The sequence below is a fragment of the Micromonospora sp. NPDC049900 genome, from assembly GCF_044461025.1.
GTDB lineage: Bacteria > Actinomycetota > Actinomycetes > Mycobacteriales > Micromonosporaceae > Micromonospora.
On the sequence record NZ_JBITKM010000002.1, the window covers coordinates 282,263 to 299,849 of the forward strand.

Genomic DNA, 17,587 nt, shown 5'->3' on the forward strand with positions numbered 1-17,587 from the left:
ACGGGCGATCAGGCAGCGCGTCGACCGGCGACGGTCGGGTCTCGCGTGGGTTGAACGGTCGGGAACGTTACGCCGGTGAGGTCTTCGGAGACGGCCCAGAGTCGCTTCTGGACGGCCACCTCGTACGACTGGGGGCTGGAGGTGACCAGCCGGGGGTGACCCATGACCTCGTTGCGCCCGCCGGGGCCGTAGTACTGGCCGCCGAGCACGGCGGGGTCGGTGGCGGCGCGCAGGGTCGGCAGCGCGCCCATCGCCGGGGTCTGGGTGATCAGCGGGGCGAGCCAGGTGAGCGGGAGTCGGAGTGCCGCCGGACTGTTGCGGGCGAGTTCGGTGCTGGACATGCCGGGGTGCGCGGCCACCGCGACGGTGGTGCCGTGCGGGGCGAGGCGGCGCTGCAACTCGTAGGTGAACATGAGGTTGGCCAGCTTGGACTGGCCGTAGGCGGCGACCCGGCCGTACGACCGCTCCCAGTGCAGGTCGTCGAAGTGGATGTCGGCCCGGATGCGGTGGCCGACACTGCTGACCGTCACCACCCGTGAGCCGGGCACCGGCCGCATCAGGTCCAGCAGCAGCCCGGTGAGCGCGAAGTGCCCGAGGTGGTTGGTGCCGAACTGCAGCTCGAAGCCGTCGCGGGTGGTCTGCTTCGGGGTGTACATCACCCCGGCGTTGTTGATCAGCAGGTCGAGCCGGTCGAACCGGGACCGCAACTGTCCCGCTGCGGCCCGGACGGAGTCGAGCGAGGTCAGGTCCAACGCCTGCACGGTCACGTCGCCGGTCATCCGGGCGGCGGCCTGCGCGCCCTTGTCGACGTCGCGTACGGCGAGCACCACGGACGCGCCGCGTGCGGCGAGGGCCTTCGCGGTCTCGTACCCCAGTCCGGTGTTGGCGCCGGTCACCACGGCGACCCGCCCGCGCTGGTCCGGGATGTTCGCCGTCGTCCACTTCTCGCTCATGCCAGAGCTCCCCATCGACTTAAGTACCGGAGGTATTTTGTAACGACAACGCTAAAGTACTCGCGGTACGTTGTCAACGTACCGAAGGTACTTAAGCTAGGCTGGCGATCGTGACCTTCCAGCGGGCCCGGACCGAGGAACAGCGCGAGATCCGCCGACGGGCGATCCTCGACGCGGCGTCGGCGATGCTCGACGAGATGCCCGTGGCCTCGGTCACCCTGAACGAGCTGAGTCGCCGGGTGGGTCTGGCGAAGCCGAACGTGCTGCGCTACTTCGAGTCCCGCGAGGCGGTGCTGCTCGAACTGCTGGACCGCCACCTCCAGGAGTGGCTCACCGACCTGGCCGACGAGTTGGCCGACTCCGTCGACGACGACCTGCCCATGGTCGAGCGGGCGACGGCGGTGGCCGAGGTTCTCAGCCGCTCACTGGCCGCCCGAGTGGTGCTCTGCGACCTCTTCGGCGCACAGGTCGCCGTGCTGGAACACAACGTCTCCGTCGAGGTCGCCCTGCGCCACAAGCGCGCCTCGAAGGCGCACCTGGCCACCATGACCGCCCTGATCGAGAAGCACCTGCCGGAGTTGGGCGAGACCGCCACGCTGTTCAGCCTGCAGACCATGGTCATGGCCGGCGCGCTGTCGGCGTACAGCACACCGCCACCCAGCCTGGAGGCGGCCTACCAGGCCGAACCCGACCTGGCGCGCTTCCACATGGAGCTGCGGGACTCCCTGAGGCTGGCCCTGACCGCGACCCTCCTGGGCGTGCTACCCCGCCGCTGACGCCCGGCGTGACGGCATCGGACATGATCGAGGCGTGGGTGACCTTGTGATCAATCTGCTGGCGAGCGTCATCGCCGGTACGGCCGTCTGGCTCTCGGGGTTTCTGTTACGTCGGCGCAAGCTGAACCGGGCCCGCGCCTTCTTCGGCCTGACCGCCGGCACGAGTTGTCTCCTGGTGGTGTCCCGGCACGCGTCGTCGCCCCGCGAGTTCAGCGTCCACCGCCGCGATGTCGCCGCGCTGGTGGAGTTGGCGACCATCGCCCGGGAGTGCGGCGCGCACGCCGACCGGGTCGGCGAGGACCAGCCGACCGGGGAGATCGGCCGGCTGACCGAGTTCTGCGTCGGCGGCCCCGGTGGCGCGAGCCCGCGCAGCGTCACCCACGTACGCGCGATCCTTCGCGGCGTGACGTACGAGACCTTCGACGAGGAGAAGCGTCGAAGGTCGTTCACGGTCGGCGGCACCGAGTACGTCTTCAGCCCGGAGATCAGCTACGTCCTGCTCGCCCGGTTCTGGGGGCCGGTCGGTGGACGCCCGGTGTTCTTCATCGGCGGCCTGACGGCGGGCAGCAACCTCGCCGCCGCCCGCTACCTGGCCAGGCACCACCCGGAACTCGCCCGCACCTATGGTGCCGACCGACCGTTCGCGCTGGTGCTGCGCATCATCGAGCCGGCCGCGTACGGCACCGACTACACCGAACTGGTCGCCGACGTGACCGACGTGGCGTTCCAGCCCGCGCCGAACCCGGCGACGTAGGCGGCTCCAGGTTCGGCAGTGCGCGGTGTCGGCTGTTATGTAAGGAGGGGTCCCCTGCTATGCACCAGGCGTTAGCAGGGGACCCCTCCTTTCACCACAACAGCCCTACACCCCGGCCGCAGTCGCGTCCGCGAAGTACGGCTCGGCCGCCTCCAGCCGGGGCACCCGCACCCCCAGGCGACGCGCTTCCGCGAGCGTGTCGCGGCAGACCGCGCGCAACTCCTCAGGGTTGGCGTGCGCCGTCGTCACCCTGCGCGCCGGCGGGAAATGGGCGAACATCCAGGCGAGTACCGGTGCGGCCAGCCAGACGGGCCCGGTGAACGGCAGCAGCGAGGACCGATGCCGCCGCAGGTCGACGCCCCGCGCCTCGACCAGCGGCAGCAGCTCGCGGATGGCCAGGATCGCCTCGCGTATGTCACCGCGCGTCAGCGCGGACAGGGAGCCCCGACGCAGGCTCTGCGTGTGCAGACCCGCGTTCTGGACGAAGTGGAGCGCCAACCAGCCCCGGAAGTCGGAGTTCTCCTGGATCCGGAACCCGGCCCCGCGAAACACCTCGCGCACGGCCCGCTCGCGCTCGGTCGGTGGCCGGTCGAGAGTGCCGAGGAAGACCACCGGGAGCAGCGAGGCGCGCAGCACCCCGTCGTCGCCGAAACCGCCGCCGGCTCCGGGGAAACCCCAGGCCACCTGCTCGGTGGGAAGGTGTTCGATCGCGGTCAGCGGCTCGACCCACAGGTTGTTGAAGACGAGCACGGTGGCCCCGCCCACGCGCGGCCCCAGGAAGGCGGCAGCCTCCGCGAAGCCGTAGTGCTGCACGCTCAGCACGATCAGGTCGAAATCGTGGTCCGGCTCCAGCGACTCGCGCAGGCGCACCGGCCACTTCTCCGCGAGACGCTTCCCCCAGGGCCGCCGTCGCGCATCGAGCAGATCAAGGTCGATCGCATCTCCGTACGCCGCCGCGCGCCCCGGCCGGACGTAGAACTCGACGTGGTGCCCGGCCCGCTCCAGGGCCCACCCGTACGCCGCACCGATCACGCCCCGACCGAACATCAAGATCTTCACGCGCCACCTCGTACCCTATAATTGGAGACAGCCTCCACTTTCAAAATATGGAGACAGTCTCCACTTGTCAATCTGGGACCTCACGTGACCGATGCCAAGCCGCTCCGCGCCGACGCCCGCCGCAACCGCGAAGCCCTGATCGCCAAGGCCCGCGAACTCTTCGCCAAGAACTGCTTCAACCTGCGCTTCGACGACTTCGCCAAGCTGGCCGGCGTGGGCACCGGCACGCTCTACCGCCACTTCCCCACCCGGGAGGCCCTGGCCGAGGCGGTCTACCGCGAGGAACTCGCCGCGCTGTGCGACCGCGCCCGCGAGCTGCACGCCACCCTCCCCGCCGACGAGGCGCTGGAGTCCTTCCTGCGCGGCTTCGTCGCCCATCTGCACGCCCACGAGGGGCTCGCCCGCACCCTCGCCACGCTCATGGCCACCCGCTCGGACACCATGGCCGAGGGCGCCCAGGCCCTACACCAGGTCATCGCCGACCTGCTGACCGACGCCGCCGAGGCCGGCACCGTCCGCGACGACGTGGGCGCCGACGCCGTCATGATCGCCATTAACGGCATCTGCGCGGCCTACGAGCACCCGAGCTTCCGCACCAACGCCGACCAGGTCGTCACCCTCGTGCTCGCCGGACTCCGCCACACCGCGCGCTGAGTGACGCCGGCCAGCCTGTCGGCGTACCTGCTCGCGGTCGGCTACAGCCAGGGCGGGCCGTGGATCGTGGAGATCAACCCCAACGGGCTCATCGGCCGCTACGAGGACGTCGGCTTCCACGCCATCGGCTCCGGCGCGCCCATGGCCCAGCAGGCGGGCGCGCTGCTGTCCCACTTCCGGATGACCACGCGCACCGTCGAGTACGGCGTGGTCGGCGTGATGCGGGTGCTGGAACGAACCTCGCCGTCGGTCGGCAGGCCGTTCCGCGTCGCCTGCATCCGCATGGTGGCGAGCCCGAGAGTGCACGCCCAGCAAGTGCGCCGGGTGGCTCTGATGGCGGGCGCTCCCGTCAGCCAACGGCGCGCGGGCGTCGCGCATACCGGTGAGCCATCTCCATCACGGCAGTGCCGGTCGCGGCCGGGCCGTTGGATCACCGGCGGGCATCGGTACCGGTGGCGGACGAGACGGCGACTCGGTCCAGCGCATCCTCGTACACCCCGACCTTGAAGTTGACCAGGTCCAGACACTTCCGAAGCTGGTCCATCTGGTCCAGCACCCATTCTCGGTGCTTCCTCAGTAGCACCAGCCGTTCCGCCTCGGTGCCGTCGCCCGCGCGGACCAGTTCGGTGTAGCGCCGGATAGCCGGCAGCGGCATGCCGGATGCGCGCAGGATCATGCAGAGGTGGAGCCAGTCCACATCGTTCTCGTGGTAGACGCGACGCCCGCCGGGATCGCGCCGGATCGGGTCGGCCAGGATGCCTTCCCGCTCGTAGAACCGCAGCGTGTGCACGCTCAGCCCAGTGCGCTCGGCGACCTCGCCGATACTCAGGCCCGGGACGACTTCGGACATGACGCCCAGCGTACGGGTTGACCTAGAGTCGACTCCAGCTCCTAGGGTGCTCGCACGCAGAGCCGGCCGGGCCGACCGCCCGGCACGCGACGACCACAAGGAGCACCACCATGCGTTACCGCGTCCTCGGCCGTACCGGCATCGAGGTGAGCGTCCACTGCCTCGGCACCATGATGTTCGGCTACGTGGGCAATCCCGACCACGACGATTGCGCGCGAATCATCCACGCCGCCCTCGACCAGGGGATCAACTTCGTGGACACCGCGGACATGTACTCCGCCGGCGAGTCCGAGGAGATCGTCGGCAAGGCGCTGCGAGGCCGCCGGGACGACGTGGTGCTCGCCACCAAGGTGCACTTCCCGATGGGTGAGGGACGGAACCGGGGCGGCAACTCGCGGCGCTGGATCGTCCGGGAGGTCGAGGAGAGCCTGCGCCGGCTGAGCACCGACTGGATCGACCTCTATCAGGTGCACCGGCCGGACCCCACCACCGACATCGAAGAAACCCTGTCGGTCCTGACCGACCTGGTACGCCAGGGGAAGATTCGCGCCTTCGGCTGCTCGACCTTCCCGGCCGAGCAGATCGTCGAGGCGCACCACGTCGCGGAGCGGCGCGGGCTGCACCGGTTCCGGACCGAGCAGCCACCGTACTCGCTGCTCGCCCGGGGGATCGAGACCGACCTGCTCCCAGTCACCCAGCGCTACGGCATGGGCGTACTGACCTGGAGTCCGCTTGCCTCCGGCTTCCTGACCGGCCGCTACCGCAAGGGGCAGCCGGTGGACCTGTCCACCGGCCGGGCCGCGCTCACCCCCGCCCGGTTCGACCCGGCGATCGAGGAGAACGTGCGCAAGCTGGACGTGGTGGAGCAACTCGTCAAGCTGGCGTCGGAGATCGGCTGCACGCTGCCGGAACTGGCGCTGGCCTTCCCGGTGGCGCATCCCGGGGTCACCTCGGTGATCATCGGGCCGCGCACCATGGAGCAGCTCGACGCCGCGTTGAAGGGCGCCGCGCTCACCCTGGGCGATGCCGTACTTGACCGGATCGACGAGATCGTCCCGCCGGGCACCAACCTGTACCAGGCCGACGGTGCCTGGCGCCCACCGGCGCTGACCGACCCGGCGCTCCGCCGTCGCCCGATCGCCGACCGCGCAGCAGCCTGACCAGTAATCCACAACCGGCCTGCGCCTCCAGCTCTCCGACGGCGGTCGCCCTCACGTCTTTCTCTCGGGACACCAGACACTTCCGCGCACGGCGTTGGTTCGATCTCGCCGAGGCAGTCACCGGACGGCGTCCAACACGTGAATCGGACCACTGATCTCTTCGCTGTCAACTCACGGCAGGCCGGTCGGATCAGGTGTCGTACGAGGTCGTCCGGGCTGGTGGCGCTCGTTCCGGTCCGGTGCGGGTGGCACGGTTGCTGCACTCCACAGTTGTACTTCCTTGGCTACACGGAGGACGTCTCGGGCTGCGGCAGCTACCGGGCAGTCAGCCGCTCGGCAGATCGGGCAGCAGCCGTCGGGGCCGGGTCGGTGGTCGCGGAGCACCCAGCGGGCGGTCAGGATCAGTCGGTTGCGGATCTGGGCGAGGGACAGGAACGGCGCGGTCATCCTCAGCCCACCCCGATGGTGGCGGCGAGGTGCACGAGCGTGGTCGGGGCGGTGGGGTCGCGGACGATCTGAGCGAGTACGTTCCGGCCCGCCGGACGGTGCCGGATCTCGGCTGGCGCGAGACGGTCGGCCTCCATAAGCGTCCGGCCGGCGTTGATCGAATCGTCGGTGTGCAGGTACGCGCGGGCGGCGTCGATCAGGTGCGCGGCGCGGTACTCGACGGGCAGCCACCGCCAGCCGTCGCGGTCGGTCGCCTTCTCGTGCCAGGCCACGGCGTCGCCGCCGTCGCCCAACTCCACGGCTGCGGTCACCCTGGCCGTCTGCACCGCCGTCGGCCCGAACCCGGTGCGGTGGTGGTCATGCCCGTCACCGACCTGAGCGGCCAGTGCTGCCGCCTCGTCAAGCAGATCAGCCACCGCCGTCTCGTCGCCTGATCGGGCGGCAGCCAACGCCGCCTGCACCAGCAGGGTCCCGCCCAGTGACAGTTCCTCAGGTGCGCCGTCCTCGATGGTCGGCGGCACGATCCGGTAGGCGGCGGCCAACATGGCCGACCTGGCCGCCCGCACCTGCCCACACCCGCGCAGCACCTGACCGAGTTGCACCGCTGCCGCAGCGACCAGGATGCGGTCCCCGGTGGCGGCGGTCATGGCCCGATCGACCGCCAGCCACGCCAGGTCCGGTTCACCCATCTTCATCAACAGCGACGCAGTTATCCGGTACGCCTCCACCAGCGGCCCCCGACCTGCCACCGGGTCCGCCGCGTGAGCGTGCTCGACGTGGGCGAGCAACTCCGGCAGTCGGTCGGCCACCCGGTCGTAGCGGGCGTGTTGGAAAGTCGTCCACACGTAGGCGACCTGCCGGTCCACCTGCGCGCCGGAGGGCAGCGGACGATTGCCCAGAGGTCGGCCGAGAGGAATCGCGTACCGGGACAAGGCCGCGCGGATCCGTTCGACGTCTGCGGTCCGGTCGGACACATCCGTCGGCTGGACGTCCCGGCCGAGCAGCACCGCCGAGTCGATGCGCAGGACCGTGGCCACTTCCTGGAGCGTGGACACCTTGTCCAGCGAGCGGACTCCCCGCTCGACCTTGTCCACCCAACTCTTCGACTTCCCCAACCGGTCGGCGAACACCTGCTGTGACAGCTTCCGCCGCCCCCGCCAGTACGCCACCCGCCGCCCCACCGGCAGCGTCTCCAACGGCCCGGCCGTCATCCGATCCACCCACGACAAGAGTGGTCGTGTACGCGCGGCGAGAAGGCGGATTCGTGCGTGATCACCGGGCATCACCCTTACCTCAGCGAAGGCCGGTCCTCGCTCGCAGATCAGACCTGGCACGTTCAGTTACCGTGACGCTACGATCACGGCGAGGCACTGTGAACTCACCGGCAGTACGAATGAGCTGGCCAGGGGCCATCCCCCGCCGCTGTCCTTCGCCCGGAAACGTCGACTGCCAGTCACCGTAGGGATGTTGATGGCACCGCTCGGACGATCCGCCCCCGCGCGCGGCGACGTGACCGGCTACCTGCTGAAGCTGATTCGCGAGTCCATTCCCCTCACCCAGGAACAACTCGGCGCGACACTCGGCGTCGACCGCGCGACCATCCAGAGCTGGGAAACCGGACGGCGTCCGTTCATCGCCGTCCCGTTCGGTCACGCCATCAGCATCCGACACCGGCTCGGGAGACTCGGAGCGAACCCACTGCTCCTCGACGCCGTCGGAGACGCCGTCGAGGCAGACACCATCCTCACCGCCCTACTCGCCCCGAGGATCGAACAGGCCGACATCACCGGACAACCGCTCGGCTGCGTCGTCCTGACCCACCGCCTCGCCGATCTGATCCTCTGGGCGGTCCTCGGCCAGACACCCACCTTCATCCGAGGCATATCGACCGCCCACCGTCGACGCGGCCCGGTCGCCACCGGCCCGGCCCTGCGGGCTGAGGAGCAGCGAATCTTCTTTGACAACCTGCACGTCCTGGCCGAACGCGCCGCAGGCCAACGGCAGCCGAACGTGCTGCTGCACCGGCAGGCGTGCTTCCTCGCCGGGATGGACCCCACCGGATCGTCCGCCGCCTGGCTGGCCCACGACACCGTCCGTAAGACCCACCGGATGACCACCTTCCATACCTGGTCACCCCTGTGGCCCGACGCCCGCTCCGTGGTCACGTCCCTCGCCAACCAGGGAGACCCCGAACCGCTGCGGGATTTCATCGCTCGCGCGCACCCCGACGACGCCTGCCAACGCGCAGCGCTCAACTACTCCGCCTACTGGGTCGGCGAAATCCCCTACCGCCAGCCCGACGACTCCTTCATGCCCACCACCATCACCGAATGGCGCGGCACCCGGCTGCTGCGGCACCTGGTCGAACGCCTCACCATCGACCACCCGTTCATCGACCTCAACATCCACAACCTCTGGGCACTGCTCACCGCCCGACGCGCACTCGCCCACGACCACCCCGCCACCGGACAGCACCTCGCCGCCCAAGCCGTCGCGATCCTCGACAGCGACCGGATCTCGACACAGTCCCGTCAGGAACTAACCTCGATCGTCTACAGCCTGCGCACCGAGGGCATCACCGGCACAGGGACGGACAGATGAGCCAGGACCAGCACGCCGCCACGATGAGATACATCTTCGAGGCCGGCGTCCTCAAACGCGCCGCCCGCACCGGCTGGTGGTTCGCCGGAGTCAAACACCCCGAGACCATCGCCGAACACTCCCACCGCACCGCCCTGATCGGCATGATCCTCGCCGCCATGGAAGGAGCCGATCCCGCCCGCGTCACCATGCTCTGCGTCCTGCACGACACCCAGGAAACCCGCACCACCGACCTACCCCACATCGCCAAGCGCTACCTGACCGCCGCCCCGAACACCGCCATCACCGCAGACCAGGTCACCGACTGCCCACCCGCCGTCATCGACACCATCACCGCCGCCGTCACCGAATACGAGACCGGCGACACCCTCGAAGCCACCGTCGCCCGAGACGCCGACAAACTCGAATGCCTCATCCAAGCCATCGAATACCGCCACCAAGGCATCGACAACGTCCAACGCTGGATCGACAGCAGCCGCGCCGCCCTCAAAACCACCTCCGCCCACCACCTCGCCGACGCCGCACTCACCGGCCAACCCCTCGCCTGGCTCACCCCACCACCGGACCAGGCGAACTAACCCCTCGTTTGCAAAGCGTTGCGCTCTGCGCCCGATAGGAGATCTCTTCGCCGCATCGGCAGTGCCCCTGCCTTGCAAAGATCAAGACTTATGTCGGCCGTCGAGTCCGTCTTGGCGCGGTGCTGCGACAGGTCGCCGCCGTGCCTTCGCAGTAGCGCCGGTTATCTATCGTCGTTCGCATGCTTCTCACTGCCGCGTCAGAACCATCGGGACAGCCGCTCTGGCAAGTATTCGCCGTCGCGTCTGTTCCTGGGCTCGCTGCCGTCATCGCTGCCGTCATCGCTGGCCTGTACGCCCGGTCATCGAAGGTAAGCGAGCACGAGGCGCAGCGCGTTCGGGATCTTGAGTCTCGGATCGCGGATCGCAAGTATGAGACTTACAGGCCAATGATCATTCTGATCGGTGACATGTTGGACAGCCGGAAGGTGGCAGAGCTGGGGGACACCATCCCCGATCGCCTCCGTGAGTTCGCGACCTGGGCAAGCATCTACGCTTCAGACGAGGCGTTCCGGGCATTCCGCAACCTCATGCAAGCCTCCTTCGCCGGCTCTCCAGCTCCCATCCTTCTGCGGCTGTACGCCGAGTTCGTGCTGACTGCTCGGCGTGACATTGGCCGTTCGGATACCACAACAACGGCCGAAGATGTTCTTGGTGTCCGCATCACCGACATCTACGCCTCCGACGGCTTGCTCTGGGCCGTTCGCGAGCCATTCGAAGAAGTGTGTCGGCGGGTCGACTGGACGCCCCCTTGGAGCATGAGCGAACACGGGTAACGGGTTGGCGCCTGTCATCCGGCGCTGTCAAGTGCGCCGACCATAACTTCCCTGCATCCTCGTGCGGTGCTCAAAAGTCAATAGGTCGGTAGCCTTTCCGTCAAAGCGCTTGGTTTTCTCGTTCGAAGCCCACTCACTATCGGAGTGACAAGCCAGAACGAGGGTCATGGGCAATCAGGTCGCGACGATTTCCCGACAGGAAGCCTCGGTGATTCGGGTTCGGAATCCGACCATGACCGAGACGAAGGCGAAGACGCTGAGGTCGGGCAGCCGCCCCATCCGATTGAGTTGGCGATAAACAGATTGATCGACTGGTCGCTCGATGAGCGAAGTCGGGACGTACGAAGAGGTGTGGCGGTTTTCGCGCTTGGCATCCTCATTCTGTGCTGCGCCTATGATCTGCTCAATAAGTACGGCGAGAGGATACTCCTGTGGTTCAGTGAGACCAAAGAGCGCGTCGACGAAATACTAACCCCGGCGCAACAGATGGCAGCCCTGGCGGGAGTAGCAATCGTTCTCACATATCAGATATGGCGTCGAATTCAGATCCGCAGAGGGATAAAGCCTGTGCCGTGGATGCTCATCACACTGACGGTACTTACTGCTCTCGGGTTCACTTTCATGGCCACATGGCTGATGTTTAGAGAGGCGTCCAACGCCCCGGCGGAAAGTGCGGCACAGCTTAGATTCGACGCGGTCAAGACAGGGATCACGCTATTTGCCGGAACTGCTGGCGCAGGGGCGCTTTTGCTCTCCTTTCGGAGTCACTTCAACTCGGAGACGGATCGGCTCAACAGTCAATTTGACAATGCGGCCGACAAGATGTCTAGCGAGTCTCGGGTTGTGCAAACTGCGGGAATCCTCGCGATCGAGCGAATTGCCTTGAAGCATCCGTCATACAGGCGAAGTGCAATCGCCCTCCTTTCCTCTTATATGGAGAACTCTGATCGTGAGGGGAGTTATGAGGCCCGGCGGGTTTCGCGCCGCCTGAAAGGGATCCTGCACCGACTAGGCGATGTGAATTACGAATAACGAGTGAGCCGACGAGACGCAAGAGCCCCCCTCCTGTCATCGCGTCTGCCGCGTTGGCTGCTCTCGGTTGTACCGGATCTGCACCCAACGATCTTGCTGCCTGCCTGGCGATCGCCACGGCAGACAACGCGCACAGATCCCCTGCTACGCCTCCTTCTGACAGACCCATGAGAGACTGCTCGTTACTCGTAGCGCTTCCCCGACAAGCTTGGGCAAGCACCGGCCCCCGGTTGGAGCACCCGTTGAACATCGAGACGGTAGTTCAAGCAGCCACAGCGATCGCAGCACCCGCAGCCGCGATCGCAGGCTTGTCAAGTCGCAAGAGACGCTTACGGGCTGAGATTCGCGATAATCTTGCTTTGGCAGGCGAGCTAGACCAGAACAACATCCTACGAGAACACACGCCCGTATCTGTGTGGATGCACGGAAGGATTGCCCTAGACGTAGCGAGGCTGACCGGGCAATCATTAGGAACGCCGAAAAAGCCGATCCCGAAAACATCAGTCTTTTTCACCTCCGTCTTTGTCATCATGTTTGCAGGGTGGACCTACCTTCTGAACAGAGACGGGTTCATCTGGTACTCGATCTTTCCTGCGCTTGCGGCCTTCCTACTCGCAGTCTCCGTATTCGGCATGCTCCTGAATCGCCAACTGCCTCCAGAACAGAGCCACCTCCCCCCAGGGGCGACTCCAATCCGCACCGATTCGGCAAGCGAGCGAATAACGACATCAGTCGCCCTAGCAACTGAACCAGGAGCGGGAGATCGATTCTCTGAATGGGGACAGGCCGGAGTGGTCCTTCGCTTCTTCAAGCTAATGCGCGAGGGGCACTTTGAAGAAGGCATTGAATTAGCCGATTCCAACTGGCTCTATTGCAGGGTGCAGTCCTGGCTGTACAACAACCGTAACACCTTCGGGTCAGACGAGACAGTACTCGACCATCTGGCGGCGTCACTCTCTGCCTCACGTGAGCCTACCGAGGTATGGCAAGGGTTCGTTGCGACAGAAAGCGAGCAGTTCCGCCAAGAATGGGGTTCTATTGATCCCGCCAAACTCGGGGTTGCAAGCAGGGAGCGCAGAATAGCTGTCAACTTCGCGCGCGTAATTGTGACTTCGATCGGCGACACCGGCGGCTACTTTGTAACATCTGCGACCATACTCCCGGATGCCTTGACCTTTGTCGTTCGCTTGGATGGGGGCCGTTGGCTTATTGCGAGCCACTTTGGAACAGCTCCGCCAATGCCGGGGTGGCCGCCCGCATGGTGGTCCGCCGATGATCCGGCAGTGGCAGCGGCAGTAGCGGCGGCTGCACCCGAAAATGCTGAAACTGGTCAATCCAAAGACTCTGAGGAGGAGCCGGGTGGCTAGAAAGCCCTGATTCTGCTTTCCGATTACTATCGCCCACCTGTGCCTCTAGCCATCCCAGAGCGCCCGAGCGCCCCACCGGGGGCACTGCTCTTGTGACTGACCTACATGAAGCGCGACGAGGCGCGCGCGACGGCCGGTAAGGCGTGGCACGACAACGACCTGGTCTTCACCACCCGCCATGGCACGCCCATCGAGCCGCGCAACTTCCAGCGCTCCTGGCAGACCCGCTGCGACAAGGCGGCAACGAAGCCGATCACCGTCCACAACGCCCGACACACCCGCGCAAACCAACGCGCAGCACCCACGCAAATCAACTCGCGGCCCCCGCGCGGACCAACGCACCGCACCCACCGCACCGCGGGGCATCGGGGGCTCGGCCCCCGGAGCAGAAATGACAAGGCCCCCTGGTCCGCGCATTCTGCGGACAGGGGGCACCTGGGGACTTGTGGGCGATACTGGGATCGAACCAGTGACCTCTTCGGTGTGAACGAAGCGCTCTCCCGCTGAGCTAATCGCCCTCAGCGCGGATGACTCTACCCGATCGTGCGGCCGACCCGCGAACCCGGGGTCAGTTCGTGGCGAGGTAGCGCAGGACCTGGGCGATCACGTCGATGCCGAGGCTGTACTTGATCGAGAGCAGGGCGACGGTGGCGACGAAGACGAGGCCGACCGAGCCGATGACCAGGCGCAGCACCAGTGACTGTCGCTTGACCCAGGCCGTCCAGCCGTGGACGTGGCGGCGGGTGAAGGCGAGCAGGCGTTTGGCCCAGTGGAACTCGACGGCCCAGATGCCGAGGCCGGCGATCACCAGGAGCCAGCCGGGGCCGGGTAGCGGGATGAGCACGATGCCGATGGTGACCACGAGGGCACCGAGGACGCCGATGACGACGCGCAGGGCCAGGCGGCCGGTGGGGTTGGCGCGGACCAGCGCGAGGGTGGTGGAGACGCGCTGCCGCCAGCGGGGCCGCCCGGCCACGGCGGTGGCGTCCGGTCCGTCGTCGGCCCGGTCGGCCTCGATTCGCTCGTTCCGCATGCGGTGAGGGTTTCCCCGTCCGGCGGGGCTATTCCCGTCGGTGAAGCCTCGTTCGTTGCGGCCGGTTCGGCGATTGTCGGCCGGTTCGTGGTCGACCACTGACCGACCGTGTCGGTCGTGCTGTTCGTTCGGCACCCGCACCCCCGCTGTTCGGCTCTGCGGGCCGCGCCGTTCGACGGGTCCCGCCTCGCCAGCTGATCCACTGAGGATCGCTCACCGATCATTTCACGCCCAGTGTGGCGCGGGACCGTCACTGCAACGGCCGACTGGACGTTACCGGAGTAAGTCGACGACTGAGCTACCCGATGATCGGGCGGGATCAAGGCACTGGGCAGAACCGGAAATCCTAGATGAATTTTCACATTCTCGCGGCCTTTCCGAACCCTCTCCCACCACTGGGTGAAGTCAGCGTATGGCGGAGCGTAGGCAGAGGTAGCGCCTGAGTATGGGAAAAGCGGGACACGCGCGTTCCGCACGCGGTGCCGGGGGGAGAACGTCCATGAGTGTCATCCGACCGACGACCGTTGAGGTCGAGACGTCGCTAAGGCTAGTCGCGCCTGACGCCACCGCATTGCCGGTGCGCGCCAGTCTGCGCTACGACCCTGCTGACCCGTATGCGGTCCATGTCCTGTTCCACGCCGAATCGGCCGGTGGCGAGGCGGTGAGCTGGTCGTTCGCTCGCGAGCTGCTGGTCACCGGGCTCGACGAACCGGCCGGCATCGGCGATGTCCGGGTCTGGCCGTGGGCCACCCCGCGCGGCGACTTCGTCGCGCTGGCGCTGTCGTCGCCCGACGGCAACGCCCTGTTCGAGGTGCCGCGCAGCGTGCTGGTGCGCTTCCTGCGGCGGACCTACGTCGTCGTCCCGCGCGGCCGGGAGGCCGAGCACCTGGACGTCGACACGGCGGTGAACCGGCTGCTCGCCGGTCGCTGACCACCGACCCAGGCGGGGCCGCGCGGATCTGCCGAGTCCGCGCGGCCCCGGCTTGTCCGGCGGTACGCACACCACCCGCACCACCCGTGCCACGCGCCCGGCCCGGTGCCGGGCCGCACCCGGCCCCGGCACGTCAGGGCGTCCCACGGACGGTCAGCCGTGCGTGGTCATGCCCCCGTCGACCGGGATCACCGCGCCGGTCAGGTACGCGCCGGCCCGCGACGCCAGGAAGATCGCGACGCCGGCCATGTCCTCCGGTCGACCGATCCGACCGAGTGGCACCTGCGCCTCGACGGCGGCCCGCGCCTCCGGGTCGTCCAGGACGAACGCCATCATCTTGCTCTCGAACGGCCCCGGGGCGACCGCGTTGACGGTGATCCGCTCGCCGACGAGTTGGTGCGCCAGGCTGCGGGTCAGCATGTGCAGTGCCGCCTTCGTCGCCGAGTAGGCGTACACCTCCATGGCCGGGACCCGGAGTCCGTCGACGGAGCCGATGTTGATCACGCGGGCCGGGTCGTCGGCACTGGCGGCGGCGCGCAGCACCGGCAGCAGCTCGGTGGTGAGCCGGAAGACGGCCTTGACGTTGACCGCCCAGAGCTTGTCGAAGGCGCTCTCCGGATACTCCGCGAGTGGTGCGCCCCAGGTCGCGCCCGCGTTGTTGACCAGGACGTCGAGCCGGTCGACCCGGTCCCGCACGGCGGCGGCCAACTGCCGTGCCCCGTCGTCGCTGCCGAGGTCGGCGGGGATCGCGGTGCAGTGGCCGAGCGCGGACAGTTCCTCGGCGACCGCCGCGCAGACGGCCGCCTTGCGGGAGGAGATGACGACGTGCGCGCCGGCCGCCACGAACCCTCGGGCGATCATCAGCCCGATCCCCCGCGAACCGCCGGTCACCAGGACATTCTTGCCGTCGACCGAGAACAGATCCTGCATGCCCATCCCCTCGCGAGCCGGCCGTGGCTCCCCGGGCGGTCGGGCCGCCGACGCGGACCGTCCGCCCGCCCCGGCGACCAGATGACTACCGCCCGGTAACGTAACCGCCGGGCGGTACGCCGACAAGAGCACGGTCGATCGAGGCGTGGACGCCGACGGCGCCGGCTCGGCGACGCGCCCGTCACCAGAGGTGCGTACCGGCCGGTCGCGGGCTAACGTCGCAGGTGATGGTCCCTTCCGGTCACCTCGACAGGGTTCTGCCCGACGCTGCCTCCGGCCCGGCCGAGATCGACACGATCACGCTGTGCGATCTGACGCCCGACACCGCGTGGCGCCGCCCGGTCCTGCTGGACCGCGAGCTGATCGTGCTCGGCACCGGCGGCCACGGCGTCGCCGAGGTGGACTTCCGCGCCCAGCCCTGCCGCCCCGGCACGTTACTGCGCGTACGCGCCGGGCAGGTGCTGCGCTGTCCGCTGCCCCGTCTCGACGCCACCGTGGTCCGCTGGCATCCGGACGCGTTACGTGGGCTCGACGTCGACGTGCACGACGTACCCACCCGGGTGCAGCTCGCCGGTGAGGACGAGGACGCGGTCATCAGCGAGGTCAGCCAGTTGACCGTGGACGTTCGTCGGCACCAGGACGTGCCCGCCGGCCGCAGCCTGCTGCGCTACCAGCTCACCGTGCTGCTGCTGCGTCTGAGCATGCTGCCGTCCGAGCTGCGCCGGGCCGGCCGCCCCGAGGAGGAGACCTTCCGCCGGTTGTGCCGTGAGGTGGAGCGCGGCTACCAGCGCACCCGCCGGGTCGAGGACTACGCCGAGCGGCTGGGTTGCTCGGTACGTACCCTCACCCGGGCCTGCCTGGCGGTGACCGGGCGCAGCGCCAAGCAGGTGGTGGACGAGCGGGTCGCGCTCCAGGCCAGCCGCTTGCTCGCCGCCACCGACGAGCCCATCGCCCGGATCGGTCGGCTGCTCGGCTTCACCGAGCCGACCAACTTCGGCCGGTTCTTCACCCGCGAGGTCGGGGTCAGCCCCGGTGCCTTCCGGGCCGCCCGCGAGCAGCCCGGACCGAGCCCGGTCGTCCGGCCCCGGCCGCCCGCCGAACCGGCCCCGATGCTGCGGTCCCGTCCGTCGATCGAGGCCCGCCGGGCGTGACCCGGCCGGTCCGGTCGGTCACTCCGTCAGCCCGGCGACGCCCAGACCCGGGGCGGTTGGGCATGATGGCAGGGTGCAGATCTCCGCGCGTGGCGACTACGCGGTACGAGCGGCGCTGAGTTTGGCCGCCGCGTACCCGTCATTGCTGTCCACCCAGACCATCTCCGCGGAGCAGGACATGCCTCGCAAATTCCTGGAGGCGGTCCTGGCCGACCTGCGCCGGTCCGGCCTGGTCCGCGCCCAGCGCGGTGCCGAGGGCGGGTACGCCCTGGCCCGGCCGCCCCGGGAGGTGACCATCGGGGCGGTGCTGCGCGCGGTGGAGGGACCGCTGGCCGGCGTACGCGGGCTTCGTCCGGAGGAGACCAGCTACGACGGGGTGGCGCAGCACCTGCCCGGGTTGTGGGTGGCGGTACGCGCCTCGCTGCGCCGGGTGGTCGACGAGGTGAGCCTGGCCGACGTGGTAGGCGGACGGCTGCCCGCCCACGTCCGTCGACTGACCACCGCGCCCGACGCCTGGGAACCTCGCTGACCCACCCGC

The 17,587-nt window shown here is 68.1% G+C and carries 19 protein-coding genes and 1 tRNA gene; 12 read left to right on the forward strand and 8 right to left on the reverse strand.

Going from position 1 to position 17,587, the window contains the following annotated elements; translation table 11 throughout:
* Positions 1-8 precede the first annotated feature (8 nt).
* On the reverse strand, positions 9-953 hold the full coding sequence (locus ACIBMZ_RS05755; RefSeq protein WP_396691431.1) for an SDR family NAD(P)-dependent oxidoreductase: 945 nt from the start codon (positions 951-953) through the stop codon (positions 9-11).
* Positions 954-1,063: 110 nt separating this feature from the next.
* Here ACIBMZ_RS05755 and ACIBMZ_RS05760 point away from each other — a divergent pair, with 110 nt between their 5' ends.
* The gene (locus tag ACIBMZ_RS05760; protein WP_396691432.1) at positions 1,064-1,729 is read left to right on the forward strand and encodes a TetR/AcrR family transcriptional regulator; all 666 of its coding nucleotides are present in this window, start codon (positions 1,064-1,066) and stop codon (positions 1,727-1,729) included.
* Positions 1,730-1,763: 34 nt separating this feature from the next.
* A complete protein-coding gene (locus ACIBMZ_RS05765; protein ID WP_396691433.1) occupies positions 1,764-2,483 on the forward strand; it encodes a hypothetical protein in 720 nt (239 codons plus the stop codon).
* A 105-nt stretch (positions 2,484-2,588) separates the two neighbouring features.
* On the opposite strand, the gene ACIBMZ_RS05770 is transcribed toward ACIBMZ_RS05765, so the two are convergent.
* The gene (locus ACIBMZ_RS05770; RefSeq protein WP_396691434.1) at positions 2,589-3,542 is read right to left on the reverse strand and encodes a ketopantoate reductase family protein; all 954 of its coding nucleotides are present in this window, start codon (positions 3,540-3,542) and stop codon (positions 2,589-2,591) included.
* 84 nt (positions 3,543-3,626) lie between these two features.
* Between ACIBMZ_RS05770 and ACIBMZ_RS05775 the strand changes: the two genes are divergently transcribed.
* A complete protein-coding gene (locus ACIBMZ_RS05775) occupies positions 3,627-4,196 on the forward strand; it encodes a TetR/AcrR family transcriptional regulator (RefSeq protein WP_396691435.1) in 570 nt (189 codons plus the stop codon).
* A 98-nt stretch (positions 4,197-4,294) separates the two neighbouring features.
* Here ACIBMZ_RS05775 and ACIBMZ_RS05780 read toward each other — a convergent pair whose 3' ends face one another.
* Entirely contained in the window at positions 4,295-4,474 is a 180-nt protein-coding gene (locus ACIBMZ_RS05780) for a hypothetical protein (protein WP_396691436.1), read from the reverse strand.
* 152 nt (positions 4,475-4,626) lie between these two features.
* Positions 4,627-5,046: a MerR family transcriptional regulator gene (locus ACIBMZ_RS05785; RefSeq protein WP_396691437.1), complete on the reverse strand. Its 420-nt coding sequence runs from the start codon at positions 5,044-5,046 to the stop codon at positions 4,627-4,629.
* 110 nt (positions 5,047-5,156) lie between these two features.
* Between ACIBMZ_RS05785 and ACIBMZ_RS05790 the strand changes: the two genes are divergently transcribed.
* Complete coding sequence (locus ACIBMZ_RS05790) at positions 5,157-6,206, forward strand: aldo/keto reductase (protein ID WP_396691438.1); 1,050 nt, start codon at positions 5,157-5,159, stop codon at positions 6,204-6,206.
* 449 nt (positions 6,207-6,655) lie between these two features.
* On the opposite strand, the gene ACIBMZ_RS05795 is transcribed toward ACIBMZ_RS05790, so the two are convergent.
* Positions 6,656-7,864 carry a helix-turn-helix domain-containing protein gene (locus ACIBMZ_RS05795; protein WP_396691882.1) on the reverse strand — a complete coding sequence of 403 codons (1,209 nt, stop codon included), beginning with the start codon at positions 7,862-7,864 and terminating at the stop codon, positions 6,656-6,658.
* Between the two features lie 259 nt (positions 7,865-8,123).
* Here ACIBMZ_RS05795 and ACIBMZ_RS05800 point away from each other — a divergent pair, with 259 nt between their 5' ends.
* From ACIBMZ_RS05800 to ACIBMZ_RS05820, 5 genes are all read left to right on the forward strand, one after another.
* Entirely contained in the window at positions 8,124-9,254 is a 1,131-nt protein-coding gene (locus tag ACIBMZ_RS05800; RefSeq protein ID WP_396691439.1) for a helix-turn-helix domain-containing protein, read from the forward strand.
* Complete coding sequence (locus ACIBMZ_RS05805; RefSeq protein ID WP_396691440.1) at positions 9,251-9,832, forward strand: HD family hydrolase; 582 nt, start codon at positions 9,251-9,253, stop codon at positions 9,830-9,832. Before ACIBMZ_RS05800 ends, ACIBMZ_RS05805 begins: the two co-directional genes overlap by 4 nt.
* A gap of 179 nt (positions 9,833-10,011) precedes the next feature.
* On the forward strand, positions 10,012-10,605 hold the full coding sequence (locus ACIBMZ_RS05810) for a hypothetical protein (RefSeq protein WP_396691441.1): 594 nt from the start codon (positions 10,012-10,014) through the stop codon (positions 10,603-10,605).
* Between the two features lie 144 nt (positions 10,606-10,749).
* Complete coding sequence (locus ACIBMZ_RS05815; RefSeq protein ID WP_396691442.1) at positions 10,750-11,637, forward strand: hypothetical protein; 888 nt, start codon at positions 10,750-10,752, stop codon at positions 11,635-11,637.
* 242 nt (positions 11,638-11,879) lie between these two features.
* Positions 11,880-13,004 (forward strand): hypothetical protein, encoded by a 1,125-nt coding sequence (locus ACIBMZ_RS05820; protein ID WP_396691443.1) that lies wholly within the window; start codon positions 11,880-11,882, stop codon positions 13,002-13,004.
* Positions 13,005-13,450: 446 nt separating this feature from the next.
* Here the strand turns inward: ACIBMZ_RS05820 and ACIBMZ_RS05825 are convergent.
* A tRNA-Val gene (locus ACIBMZ_RS05825) sits at positions 13,451-13,522 on the reverse strand.
* A 50-nt stretch (positions 13,523-13,572) separates the two neighbouring features.
* Positions 13,573-14,037 carry a TIGR02611 family protein gene (locus ACIBMZ_RS05830; RefSeq protein WP_396691444.1) on the reverse strand — a complete coding sequence of 155 codons (465 nt, stop codon included), beginning with the start codon at positions 14,035-14,037 and terminating at the stop codon, positions 13,573-13,575.
* A 499-nt stretch (positions 14,038-14,536) separates the two neighbouring features.
* Here ACIBMZ_RS05830 and ACIBMZ_RS05835 point away from each other — a divergent pair, with 499 nt between their 5' ends.
* Positions 14,537-14,968: an SsgA family sporulation/cell division regulator gene (locus tag ACIBMZ_RS05835; RefSeq protein ID WP_007457244.1), complete on the forward strand. Its 432-nt coding sequence runs from the start codon at positions 14,537-14,539 to the stop codon at positions 14,966-14,968.
* A gap of 153 nt (positions 14,969-15,121) precedes the next feature.
* Here the strand turns inward: ACIBMZ_RS05835 and ACIBMZ_RS05840 are convergent, their stop codons facing one another.
* Positions 15,122-15,898 carry an SDR family oxidoreductase gene (locus ACIBMZ_RS05840; RefSeq protein ID WP_396691445.1) on the reverse strand — a complete coding sequence of 259 codons (777 nt, stop codon included), beginning with the start codon at positions 15,896-15,898 and terminating at the stop codon, positions 15,122-15,124.
* Between the two features lie 227 nt (positions 15,899-16,125).
* Here ACIBMZ_RS05840 and ACIBMZ_RS05845 point away from each other — a divergent pair, with 227 nt between their 5' ends.
* Both ACIBMZ_RS05845 and ACIBMZ_RS05850 read left to right on the forward strand, forming a co-directional pair.
* A complete protein-coding gene (locus ACIBMZ_RS05845; RefSeq protein ID WP_396691446.1) occupies positions 16,126-17,049 on the forward strand; it encodes a helix-turn-helix transcriptional regulator in 924 nt (307 codons plus the stop codon).
* 73 nt (positions 17,050-17,122) lie between these two features.
* A complete protein-coding gene (locus tag ACIBMZ_RS05850; protein ID WP_131056663.1) occupies positions 17,123-17,578 on the forward strand; it encodes an Rrf2 family transcriptional regulator in 456 nt (151 codons plus the stop codon).
* Positions 17,579-17,587 lie beyond the last annotated feature (9 nt).